The sequence below is a fragment of the Paenibacillus sp. FSL H8-0537 genome (assembly GCF_038051995.1).
In the GTDB taxonomy this organism is placed as follows: Bacteria; Bacillota; Bacilli; order Paenibacillales; family Paenibacillaceae; genus Pristimantibacillus.
This window is the reverse complement of sequence record NZ_CP150290.1, coordinates 2,098,225-2,110,062: the sequence shown is the minus strand read 5'-3', so window position 1 is coordinate 2,110,062 and position 11,838 is coordinate 2,098,225. Positions and strand designations below refer to the sequence as shown.

Sequence of the window (11,838 nt, the reverse complement as noted above, 5' to 3'; positions counted from 1 at the left end):
CGCAGCCTAAACGCGAATCAAGCTGCGCAAATAGGCTGTTACATTTCCGACACCTACTTTAGAGCTAACCAGCTTGCCCTGTGCATCGTATACATAAAAGGAGGGGAGAACTTCGCTTTCAAATAGAGAAATCCATCTATGCTCATTATCAAGCAGGACAGGTCCATCAATGCCAAGCTTCCCTACGACTTCCTGGACCCTTTCGCGATCTAAATCTGAATCACTCATCGGCACATGAATGGACAAAATCTGGAAAAAAGATTCATTTTCCTCGTACAGCTGTAAAATATCTGGAATAATCTCTTTACAATAGCCACAGCTGATGGACCATAAATAAACAAAAAGCTTTTTCTCACCATCCGGCTCCTTGCTGTAGCATTTGCCGTTCAACCAGTTTATTTCATCCTCCCATTTCGGGCTATACGACACCGCTGCATTCACAGTACCGCCTCCTTAAAAATTAGGATTGAATTTTTCGCGCCAAAACCTTGGCAAGCGCCTCTTCCGCAGCAAACGCTTCTATCGGGCTGTCAGGCTGTTCCCGGTGCTGCCTTAAACATTCAATCGCTGAATCGTCTACCTGTCCAGGATCCAGAAAGGACATCGCCCAAGCTGCCCAGAAGCACGCTTTACGATTGTCCGCATGAAGAAGCTTCTGCAGCGAAGAAATACTTTCCATTCCCATTCTCGTTAAAGTTAAAGCCGAAGCCATTCTGAGCTGTTCGTTGTTCTCGAGCAATAGAGCCGCCACCTGTTCAGCACTGCCTGCAGCCTTATGACCCATTTCCCCCAATACAACAACAATCATCGTGCGTATGGAGTCGTCAGCCGAATTCAATTGCTCAAGAAGCGCTGGAATAACTTGCTCCCCTTGATTTTTCAATATTTGCAAGGCTCCCATCGCCTCACCGGCATCTGGGCTGCCAAGCTTCATAATCTGGGCATTTACTGGCTTCAAATCTGACATAGTCACATCTCCTTGTATCATTTATATGCATATATACGAATGGCTCCATACAGGATGACAAGCGCCATGATGACCATTACGAGCATTTCGAGGGATAATTCAATTAATGTGGAGTGAAAAAATAATAATATAAATATGATTCCTATAATCACGATACAATACATGATCAGCCTCTTATAATAGGCTCCCATTGATATATCCAAGTTTTTGAGAAATACATCGACAAAAAGGCTAATGCGGAAACACGCTATCGCCACAAAAAGAACGAGCAGCCAACCAGCAGCAGCTATAGGCTCCAAGGCCAGATTTGCACCGATTGTTATACTAATAATGTAGTAGAGCCCTACCGTTGCAAAAGGTGGAATTAAATCTACGATTTCAAGCAAAATCACTTTTTTCAATCTGGAACCAGGCAAAAGAAGCAAATCTCCCGATTGCGCGTGCCTAATTAAACCAGAGAAAAAACCGCCTATTAATGCCGAAGCTAAAATAATCCCAAAATAAATCATTAACCATGAAGGCCATTTGATAACCATAACAATAGTCAAACCAGCACCTGCGATGAATTGAAAAACAAGCGCCGTACGATGCTTGCGCCATAACACCCACTCGAACCAAACGAAGGCAAATACACCTGTCCATGCTTTTCCGCCCCAATAGCTTGCTTGATCGCCCCCTTTCGCAGAAGCGGCCAACGAACTAAAGCTGCTAAAGCTAGACCAAAAATCAGCTTCTCTTGTAAGCTTCTCTTTTAATTCCAATCCCTTTGTTGCTGCCTGAATGACTAGGATAGCCAGTACAATAAATACGACTACGAACAGTAGCCCCGCAAAATGAAATTCACCTACCATAAATGCGCCTACATAAAAAGCAAGAAGCTCCATCGCTCCAGCAATGGAAGGAAACAAAGGCTCCTCCATCTGGCTAAAAAAGAAAGAGAGCGCTGTCACCATAAGTCCGATTGCACCAACTATGCCAACAGGTATCGAAACTTTCCATTTCCCTCGTGATGACGAAGCAGCAAATAACCCTGCTTCTAGCAAGCTAATAACCGCCAGACTCATAAATGCCTGAAAAAATAAATGCTCATAGGTATGACCCATCATGAAGCGAATCGTATCTGCAATTAGGGCTGCGCCTAACCAGAAGCTGCTTCGAAGCAATAGCTGCCAGCATAGGCACGTCAAGACAATACGGCTCATTGACATTGGCAGCATATAAACCCACATGACATCCTCCATACGGGAGGGAAGCCTGTTTGATAATAAGCCAAAGAGAATAAAAATAAATAAAATAACGATGACAACCCAACCAACGAGCTGTGCCATAGCTTCCTCTGGCTTTGACAATACATTCAATTGCAGCAAAGTAAATAAGGCTAGAATGAGTAGCGGTGCAATAAGGGTAACTTTGCTGCCCTTCTTATTCGTTAGCCAATGCCTTGTGCTGTTTTTGAGCAAGAAGACAGCAAGGTTAATCATCCGGCAGATGACCCCCTAGTTGCCCAATAACCTCTTTTTTCCAGAGCAATCGCTGTTCTTCATCACTAGGGACGATACTTTCAGCGACAATTCGGCCCTTTTTGATTAAAATAACGCGCTGCGCTGTTTCCATAACAAACTCAAGACTATGTGAGGACACAATAATGCTTTTGTTATGGGTTCTATTTTTCAGGAGCCATTGAGCCAACCATTCTTTAGAGGGAATATCGAGCCCAACAGTGGGCTCGTCAAATAGATATAAGTCCGCCTGTTGAATGACTGCTGCTGCTAGAACGACGCGCTGTTTTTGGCCTCTGGACAGATTGCCCGCTGGGCGGTTTGCATATGACTCCAAATTCACCTCTTTAAGTGCTAAAAGTACAGCTTCCTCCAGCTTTTTCGGGGGAATACGGAAAGCTTTAGCTTTAAATTGCAAATGTTCAGCTACTGTAAGCATAGGATACAGGAAGGGACTATCAGGAATAAAGGAAAGCAGCCTTTGAGCTTGCTCGGAGCCCGCCTTAAATCCATCAATTGTAATGGTTCCTTGCTGGGGCTTGTAGAGACCTGCAATACAACGCAGAGTTGTCGTTTTCCCAGCTCCATTCGCGCCGAGCAGGCCGACAATTTCCCCCCGTCCTATCGTAAAACCAATGTTCTCGACTCCTTCGTTACCGGGATATTGCTTGACCAAATTTTGCACAAGCAACAGCTGCTCCATATGCTGCCTCCTTATTTATTGATGAAAGAGTGGTGTGAAGCAGGCTCAGCCTTAACCCCAATTGCGCTTTTCAACTGAAGCTTATAATAAAGAATCGGGATAGAGAGCAAAACAAAATTATGAACAAAATGAGCCACTACTACTGCTAGAAAACCATAATGAATAAATATGAACCCTAAAAATATGCCAAACACCACTAACTGGGCCCATCTAATCCACCCTGGGTTATATCCGCTTCCTTGGTGCAAAAATGCCCATAAAATCGAAGTGATGGCCACTGCAAGCCATTCATTTTGAAAAAACCATAATAGAGTTGAAATGCCCAATAAGCGAAAAATAATTTCTTCCAAAATAGAGCTTTGCAAACTAATGCTTAAGCATTGCTTGAGCCGAAAGCCGGATAAAAAAACGGACCGGTCCGAGAGCTCTGGCGATACGCGAACAACGCCTTTAGATTCTAGAAGCTTAAATAAAAAAGCAAAAACTCCTAATGCTGCTAAGGCTGAACAGCACCCTATCGTTATTTGCAGGAATGCGTCATTGAATAACAAAAGTGACTGCCCTACAGCTAATTTCACGCCCGCAAGCGATGTAATAAATGCCATACAGCCATAAGCGATGCTTGCTACAACAGCGGAGACAATTCCGATCGCATACACAGACTTAATAGTCAAACGGGAATCAAACGCATTAACGATACTCATAGAAATATCATTGTTGACTGTAAGCAAGACAGCAGCAGCAATGACTAATCCTATGCCTAAGCTAAGCAGCGAATGATGGGCGCCCTCCACATAAATGAGCAAAAGAACGCCAGCGATTGTCGATAAAAAAGAACCGACAAATCCTGATAAATTAAGTGCAGAATCACGAAACTCCTGCCTGACGACTTTGCCCATCGTTTCTGTAAGGATTTCCGTTTCACTCAGTATACGGACGATACAATTGCCTTGTGTTTGTACGGAAAGCTTCATTCTTATTTCTTCTGACTCTTGCATATACCAATAAGTTACAATATCAGACAAATCCTCTTCACGAACGCCTTCTCCTGTAATTTTAGCGTTACCCCATAGCCCATTCTTGTTTCTGTCAAGGATCGATTTAATTTCAGCTGGCGTTCTCTTTGCCATTAATGGCTGGGAAGATGCTAGTCTTTGTGCACCTGCATCCACATGCAAAAAAGTAATTTCGCCCTTCGCATTTATACCTACTGCTACCGAGCTGCCTTGTTTCACGAAGCGAATTCTCCATGATTCCACCAGTCCCCATTGATATAAAACCGACCGCAGCCGATCCAGCATATTTAAATGGTGCAAGCGATTTACCGTTTCCCGATCATTCCAATACATACTATATGCGCGCCATCCTGAAACATCCAAGCCACAAAGCAATTGTAAGTAATCGGCTGCAACTGCAATCGCTTGGTCTTTAGGCATTAATATAGACGGGTAAGAACGTGGGCGATTTTTAATAAACAAAACAAGTCCGATCATTGCCGCAGCAATGAAAAGGATGATCGTTACCATACTTGCCTTCAGTCCTTTCTATTTCTATATAGATTAAACAAATGGCAAATCCGCTTCTTTAGGCAATTCTACTTTGCCGATACATTTGCAAGACGTAGCATTTTCCCGCGCACGCAGCAGCCTTTCAGGTGTTCCGATATCATCAAGCGAGTCTTTTAAAATATGACCCATGCTTGCACCCTCAATTTGACAGGGCGTGACCTCTCCATCTGCCCGAATATACCAAGCTAAATAGCCTGGCGTGCAAAAGTCATTACACCCATCATTCCCCTCATCACCCCAATCGGTAATGAGCAGCCGATCACCCCAATTCCTTACCGCCTCTTTCAACTTTTCGTCGACGTATAAGTATTGCTCATTGCTCAGTTCAAAATAATGATTGTCAGCCCTGCCAACTGGCAATGTAACACCTGCTCTGAAGGCTGCAGCTCCAGCATCGACAGCATCCTGAATAACCACACTGATATCTTCATAATTTTGCGGATTAACCGTCATTGCTATTAGACAAGGTATCCCTCTTTCGGCTAATCGCTTTATGTTCTTCATTGATTCTATGTAAGCGCCTTTTTTCCCTCGCAGCTTGTCATGTATATGTGCTGAACCATCGACACTGACTTGGACAAAAATATTTCCAAGGGCGCTAATAAGCTCGATTTCATCATCTTTCCAATATAAACCATTGCTAAATAAATGTACATTTGTAAATAATGTACTGGCTGTAGTTACAATTCTTTTAAACCCTTTTGCCAGCCTTGCTTCTCCCCCCGTTAAGGTGATATCCGAAACGCCGCTCGCAGACAGCTTCTGTAAAATTTCCATCCAATCCTCAACCGCCAGCTCCTGTTCTAACGGCTTGCCTGAGCTTGCGTAACAAAACGAACAAAATAAGTTGCAGCCATTCGTTAGTTGAAGAGTACAGCTAATTGGCAAATAGGATTTTGTTGATCCCGTGAGCCGAAGCTTTCCAAGCGCTCCTTGCATCCAGCTTTCGGTGAGCGGATGCTGATTCAATTCATGGATTAATTGATCCGTACTAAACGGGATTCCATTTATGTTGCTCCACACTTTTGCTGTTTTTTCCACGCTTTTCGTTTTCGCAAGCAATAAGGCTAACTGGGCAGCTGCTCCGCTTAAACGAAAATAATACATGCTGTTCCGCTCTACCAGCATAGCTCCATCCGGTTGTAAATGAAGAAAGTAACTCGGTTCGTATGAGACAGAAGCAACATCATTAACCATTTAATCCCTCATCTCCGTTTTCAAAAAATTATGAAATAATAAATTTGGACACAGGAGAAACCTTAACTATGGTCTCTTCTGTGTCCTCGTTTTCTATATCGCCAGATTAATAGGGGTTGGAGGCAAGCATGCACGTGTTAAAGAAATACTTTTAGCTCCCCAACAAGCGGCACATCCAATTGACTTAACTAGAGATGTGCCAGCTGGCTTGTCCAGCCCAGTAGAAACCGATGATTCCCATGTCGCTTTAATTTCTTTTTCTTTCATAAAAACACTCTCCCTTTACAAATTTTAACTACATTTACAATTATATAGTATAATTAACGTTTCAGGAATAGAAACAAAGTACCATTTCAAATCCAAATTTCTGTCGAGTTCAGTCGATTAGCGAAAAAAATTTAAAAAATAAAAAATGCAAAAAAGACGGAAATTTATTTATCCGTCTCTAGGTTGCTAGCTATTTTATTGCAGGTCTATACTTTCGCGTAATTAAACGATTCGTCTTACGTTAAGTGGCATGGATTTGTGGCATTTCATCTTCAAAAAACAGATCATCAAGTGAACTAAGCGTCCCATCTTCCTCCACTTGGTACACGGACATCTTCTCTCCGTTGACGGTCAGTTCAATGAAGCAGCCCCAGCAATAAAATTGATGGGAACCTATTTTTCCTATATCTTTCGAATTGCAGTTGGGACATCTCATCATCTTTCATTTCTCCCTATTCTTCGAATTGGAAGCTGCGACAGGCTCCAATTCTGCTTCACTGACAGCAGGAACGATAATCGCGTCTTCCCCGAGCAGCACGGCATCTGAACCTTCAGGAGCTCTGAGCCACTTGCGCCCTTCCATTAGATCCGATATAAAACCGTCCGTAAGCTCAAAGCCTACTATTGGTGTACCCATAAATGGATGAAAATAAACGTCCGATACTTGTCCAAGCATCACGCCGTGTACCGTCACCATAGGCATACCCTTGAGCTGAACTTTACTGGTGCAAAAGGTTCTGCCCAGCTGCTCAAGCTTTGTTTTCTGCACAGCTGCTTCGTCGGAAATAATTATCGCGTCTATGCCGCATGTCAGCACCGCATTCCAGTCCACCGTCTTGACAACATTAGCAAACCAGCCGTTGCTTTCAAGCACGAGTCCTGTAACGTTCCAGTGGGAGTCGAAAATCGCATCCTTGATCGTGCCTTCGCGCTTGCCGGAATGAATAACCAGCACGGGCAGACCGATCAATTGCTGTAGTTTAATCACGGCCGGGAAGCCTCCTAGGCGTTATTACGGATGCGCTGCACAATCGTTGCAACTTTTTGTGCTGCGGCACCCAGTTCCTCCTTAGTATTCCCCAAACCGAAGCTGAATCTTACGGCGGAAGCCAGCCTTTCCTCCGACAGCTTCATCGACCGCAGCACATGGGAGCGCTCCAGCGCCCCTGACGTGCAGGCCGAGCCGCTTGCGGCTGCAATGCCTGCCATATCGAGATTCATCAGCATCGTCTCGGTATCGATCCCGATAAAGCTGATATTGACGATATGCGGAAGTGCCTGCTCCGCCGCGCCATTGATGACCATATCAATATCCACATTTTTCCTAAGCAGCTCTACCCATACCATACGAAGCTCGCTCAGAAAAAGTTGCTTGTTTTGCGCTTCTTTCACACAAATTTCAACAGCTTTGGCGAAGCCGACGATGCCGGCGACATTTTCCGTGCCTGCACGGCGCTTGCGTTCTTGAGAGCCGCCCTGCGAGCTCGCCTCAAATGGCGTGCCAGCAGCGATATATAACGCGCCAACCCCTTGCGGGCCGTTGATTTTGTGGGCGGAAAAGCTCATCAAATCGATTGGCAGCCCATTGAGCTGATAGCTCGCTGTACCCAGTGCCTGAACGGCGTCGACATGAAAAATAACGCCTCGCTCATGCGCCAGGCGCCCGATGTCTTCAATCGGCTGCATACTTCCTACCTCATTATTGCCGTGCATAATGCTAATCAGCGCCGTATTTGGCTTTATTGCCGCCGCTATATCAGCAAGCGACACTTGCCCTTGCTCATCAACGGGCAGCAGCGTCAGCTCAAAGCCTTCGCGCTCAAGCGCTTCGCAGGGATGCAGCACCGCATGGTGCTCAGCCTCCGCTGTAATGATATGGTTTTTGCCTTGCAGCGCCTGCGCGCGGGCAACACCCTTGAGCGCCATATTGTTGCTCTCCGTGCCGCCAGACGTAAATACGAGTTCAGCAGGCTTGCAGCCGACAGCTGCAGCGATCTGGTCGCGAGAGCGATTAATATGCTGCCGCGCCGCGCGTCCGAAGGCATGCATGCTCGATGCATTGCCTCCCGGACCCTGCATCACTTCCAGCATCGCGCGCGCGACTTCTGGATGCATTGGCGTCGTTGCGGCATGATCGAAATAGTGCATAGCTTGTCTAGCTCCTTCTATATTAAATGTAGAACATATAGCTATCCGCTTTGCCTGGATCTTGGAAGCTGACCATGTCCTGAAGTGTGGTCGAATCTAATACGGAGGCGATGCCATCGCGAATACGCAGCCACAGATCGCGCTTCGCCGGATCATCCTCTTCGGTAAAATCGACTGGGGAGATTGGCCCTTCCAGCACGCGGATCACATCACCAGCTGTAATATGCTCAGGCTCCTTGGACAAAATGTAGCCGCCATAGGCTCCACGAATACTTTTTACAAGTCCAGCATTGCGAAGCGGCGCAACGAGCTGCTCCAAATAATGCTCGGACAAGCTATTGCGTTCAGCTATGCTTTTCAAAGAGATCGGTCCCTCGCCAAATTTCCCCGCAAGCTCCATCATTATCGTTAGGCCGTAACGGCCTTTGGTTGATATTTTCATAAAAGGGCACCTCGTTTTCATTAGTTGTGTTGCCTTGCGCATCCATGACTCGGTTTAAATCATGGTATTCCCATATAGCTTCTATGTTAGCATATAGTGCGTTCAACATGCGAGAAAAGCTTGTTATTCTTCTTAAAAAAGTTTTTTGTGCAGCGATAAATATATGCTACAATGAGAGATACTCGTTTTAGAGTTTGAATACAAGGCGGTGTAAGCAAATGGAAAAATCCAAACAAGAAACTAGAGTCGTTGTCGGCATGTCCGGCGGTGTAGACTCTTCTGTAACCGCACTGCTGCTTAAGCAGGAAGGTTATGATGTTGTCGGCATTTTCATGAAAAACTGGGATGATACCGATGAATTTGGTCACTGCACAGCAGAGGAAGACGCGGAAGACGTTCGCCGCGTATGCGACCAGATCGGCATTCCGTATTATACGGTTAATTTTGAGAAGCAATATTTCGATAAAGTATTCACTTATTTTCTAGATGAATACAAGCGCGGCCGTACGCCGAATCCCGACGTCATGTGCAACCGGGAAATTAAGTTCGGCGATTTTCTCAAAAAAGCGAATGAGCTGGGCGCCGACTATTTGGCGACAGGCCATTACGCGCGCGTAGAACGTACGCCGGATGGCGAAACGAAGCTGCTGCGCGGCGTGGACAGCAACAAGGACCAGACTTATTTCCTCAGTGCGCTGAACCAGAAGCAGCTCGCGAAGGCAATGTTCCCGATTGGCCATCTGCCGAAGCCAGAGGTAAGACGGCTTGCTGAGGAAGCAGGCTTGTACACCGCGAAGAAAAAAGACAGCACCGGCGTCTGCTTCATCGGCGAGCGCAACTTCAAGGAATTTCTGAGCGGCTATTTGCCAGCCCAGAAAGGCGACATGGTCGACATTCGCAGCGGTGAAGTCAAGGGCAAGCATGACGGCCTGATGTATTATACACTCGGACAGCGCCAAGGCCTTGGCATTGGCGGCTCCGGCAATGGCGAGCCTTGGTTCGTTGCGGACAAAGACCTTGAGCGCAACATTTTGTATGTGGTGCAAGGCGAGCAGCATCCTAGCATGTATTCGACTGGTCTAATCGCCAGCGGCATGAACTGGATTGCACCTCAGCAGCCCGAAGGTCCTTTTCGCTGCACGGCCAAGTTCCGCTACCGCCAAGCAGATCAGGGCGTTACCGTGACACCTGGCGCTGACGGAACAGCACATATTGTGTTCGATCAGCCGCAAAAGGCGATCACGCCAGGCCAAGCCGTCGTTCTCTATGATGGCAATGTTTGTCTGGCGGGCGGCACAATCGATATCGTAGAGAAGATTGAAGTCGACGAAGCGGCTTTCCTTGCCGCTCGTTAAGTATTTTTCAATTTGAATGGCTAGCAATCAGCAGGCTTTGAAACATGAGCTTCAATCCCAAGCAAGCAGGGCAAGTTAAGGCAAGGCAAGGAACCTTTTCACTGATGGGCAGCGCCCGGAGGAGAAGGTTCCTTTTTTTATATGCACAGCGCCCTTATGTCCCTGTCCCCTTGCCGTCAGCATTTCCAGCGTCTCCCTTCAAATCCTCTTGCTCCTTGTCTGAAGGATAAGCAGCGAGCCGGCTCACGCGAATACGGGAAATGCGGTAATGATCTGTTTCCTCGATGACAAACTCGAAATGATTGGCTTCTTTTACACGATTGCCTTTGCGCGGCAGGTTTTCCAGTTGGGAATACATCCAGCCGCCAATCGTATCAAAGTTGTCACAGCTAATATTCGTGCCGAGGCAGCTGTTTACCTCCTCAATCTGCATCATCCCGCTAATCGAGTGGCTCCCTTCGCCGAGCTGCTCAATCATCGCTCGCTCCTCGTCAAACTCATCCTGAATTTCACCAACAATTTCCTCCATAATGTCTTCCAGCGTTACAATGCCTGACGTACCGCCATATTCATCTATTAAAATCGCAATTTGCGTTTTGCTCTCCTGCATTTGCCCAAGCAGCTCCCGTATGAAAATCGACTCCGGCACCGTCATAATTGGGCGCAAAATTTGCTCGATGTCGGTCAGCGTATGCTGCGCATCCTTCCATAAATCTTTGATATGGACAAAACCGATAATATCATCCTTGTCGCTTTCACAGACGGGATAACGCGTATGCATTTCGGCAAGCGCCATCTGTTTATTTTCCGCAAGCGACAGCTGGGTGTACAAGCAGATGATCTCCCGCCTTGGAATCATAATTTCTCTCGCATGCGTTTCTGTAAATTTGAAAATATTATCAACAAGCAGCAGCTCCGTATGATGAATGTGTCCGCTACGCTGGCTTTCCTTGAGCAGCAGTCGAATGTCTTGACTGGAATATGCGCCCACCCGGGCTTCACCATCCTGAACCATCCAGCTGGACAGTACGTCCAGCAGCCGTGCCAACGGATACATGATTTTATGAAAATAAAACAGTGGTGCGGCCGCGAGCGCAACGACCCGCTTCGCACGATGTCCCGCAATGGCTTTCGGAACGAGTGCGCCACAAACGCTGTGCAGCATGGCAGCCAGCAGCAAAGCGGCTGCGACAGCGCATACTTCCGCTACGATTGGAGCGATGGGGACTTGCCCACTCATTCCAGTCAGCCATGAATCGAAGAGCAGGCGGAATGCCGGAATACCCATCCAGCCCATCCCAAGCGACGCGAGCGTTATTCCAAGCTGGCATATGGTTAAATAAGTTTGAGGCTCACGCAGCATCGCAGCAGAAGCAGCTGCCCTTTTTGATGAACGCCGCCCGCTCTGCAGCTTGTGAAGCTGATCAGGCCGCAAACGCAGCATAGCCGTCTCCGCCGCTGTGAAAAAACCGTTAGCCAGCAATAACCCTGCAAACAGCACAAACTGAATCGTTTCACCCAATGCGGCTTCGCCTGCCCTGCCCCAGAACATGCTTGCTCCGGTGACGGTAGGCGCACCCCCTCGTCCATCTCTCGCCGTTTTTAAGTGACGGTAATTATGTTTATTCATCGTAGTCCGTACATTATTCAGCATAGACCTAGCGTTTTTTTGCAAAAGTTCATAAAGTCGCC

13 protein-coding genes are annotated in these 11,838 nt (G+C 46.7%); 1 reads left to right on the top strand and 12 read right to left on the bottom strand.

The features are described from left to right. Window positions 1-6: 6 nt before the first annotated feature. The 11 genes from MHB80_RS08905 to MHB80_RS08855 all read right to left on the bottom strand — a co-directional run bounded on the left by MHB80_RS08905 (window position 7) and on the right by MHB80_RS08855 (window position 8,791). Window positions 7-441 carry a TlpA disulfide reductase family protein gene (locus MHB80_RS08905; RefSeq protein WP_341281811.1) on the bottom strand — a complete coding sequence of 145 codons (435 nt, stop codon included), beginning with the start codon at window positions 439-441 and terminating at the stop codon, window positions 7-9. Between the two features lie 19 nt (window positions 442-460). Then, a complete protein-coding gene (locus MHB80_RS08900; RefSeq protein ID WP_341281810.1) occupies window positions 461-967 on the bottom strand; it encodes a HEAT repeat domain-containing protein in 507 nt (168 codons plus the stop codon). Between the two features lie 17 nt (window positions 968-984). Then, a complete protein-coding gene (gene skfF / locus MHB80_RS08895) occupies window positions 985-2,448 on the bottom strand; it encodes a sporulation killing factor system integral membrane protein (protein ID WP_341281809.1) in 1,464 nt (487 codons plus the stop codon). After that, complete coding sequence (locus MHB80_RS08890; protein ID WP_341281808.1) at window positions 2,441-3,169, bottom strand: ABC transporter ATP-binding protein; 729 nt, start codon at window positions 3,167-3,169, stop codon at window positions 2,441-2,443. The genes skfF and MHB80_RS08890 overlap by 8 nt, the downstream gene beginning before the upstream one ends. An 11-nt stretch (window positions 3,170-3,180) precedes the next feature. Further along, window positions 3,181-4,695 carry a CPBP family intramembrane glutamic endopeptidase gene (locus MHB80_RS08885; protein ID WP_341281807.1) on the bottom strand — a complete coding sequence of 505 codons (1,515 nt, stop codon included), beginning with the start codon at window positions 4,693-4,695 and terminating at the stop codon, window positions 3,181-3,183. Window positions 4,696-4,728: 33 nt separating this feature from the next. Beyond that, window positions 4,729-5,934 carry a sporulation killing factor system radical SAM maturase gene (skfB, locus tag MHB80_RS08880; RefSeq protein WP_341281806.1) on the bottom strand — a complete coding sequence of 402 codons (1,206 nt, stop codon included), beginning with the start codon at window positions 5,932-5,934 and terminating at the stop codon, window positions 4,729-4,731. A 93-nt stretch (window positions 5,935-6,027) separates the two neighbouring features. Next, window positions 6,028-6,201 (bottom strand): sporulation killing factor, encoded by a 174-nt coding sequence (gene skfA / locus MHB80_RS08875; RefSeq protein WP_338555326.1) that lies wholly within the window; start codon window positions 6,199-6,201, stop codon window positions 6,028-6,030. Window positions 6,202-6,442: 241 nt separating this feature from the next. Further along, window positions 6,443-6,640 (bottom strand): hypothetical protein, encoded by a 198-nt coding sequence (locus tag MHB80_RS08870; RefSeq protein ID WP_046234401.1) that lies wholly within the window; start codon window positions 6,638-6,640, stop codon window positions 6,443-6,445. A 3-nt stretch (window positions 6,641-6,643) separates the two neighbouring features. After that, a complete protein-coding gene (locus tag MHB80_RS08865; protein WP_341281805.1) occupies window positions 6,644-7,189 on the bottom strand; it encodes a photosystem reaction center subunit H in 546 nt (181 codons plus the stop codon). Between the two features lie 14 nt (window positions 7,190-7,203). Then, a complete protein-coding gene (locus tag MHB80_RS08860) occupies window positions 7,204-8,349 on the bottom strand; it encodes a cysteine desulfurase family protein (protein WP_341281804.1) in 1,146 nt (381 codons plus the stop codon). Window positions 8,350-8,371: 22 nt separating this feature from the next. Further along, window positions 8,372-8,791: an Rrf2 family transcriptional regulator gene (locus MHB80_RS08855; RefSeq protein WP_341281803.1), complete on the bottom strand. Its 420-nt coding sequence runs from the start codon at window positions 8,789-8,791 to the stop codon at window positions 8,372-8,374. 218 nt (window positions 8,792-9,009) lie between these two features. Between MHB80_RS08855 and mnmA the strand changes: the two genes are divergently transcribed. Beyond that, the gene (mnmA, locus tag MHB80_RS08850) at window positions 9,010-10,146 is read left to right on the top strand and encodes a tRNA 2-thiouridine(34) synthase MnmA (protein ID WP_341281802.1); all 1,137 of its coding nucleotides are present in this window, start codon (window positions 9,010-9,012) and stop codon (window positions 10,144-10,146) included. 154 nt (window positions 10,147-10,300) lie between these two features. On the opposite strand, the gene MHB80_RS08845 is transcribed toward mnmA, so the two are convergent. Continuing rightward, window positions 10,301-11,776, bottom strand: a complete 1,476-nt coding sequence (locus MHB80_RS08845) for a hemolysin family protein (RefSeq protein ID WP_341281801.1) — start codon at window positions 11,774-11,776, stop codon at window positions 10,301-10,303. Window positions 11,777-11,838: the final 62 nt, after the last annotated feature.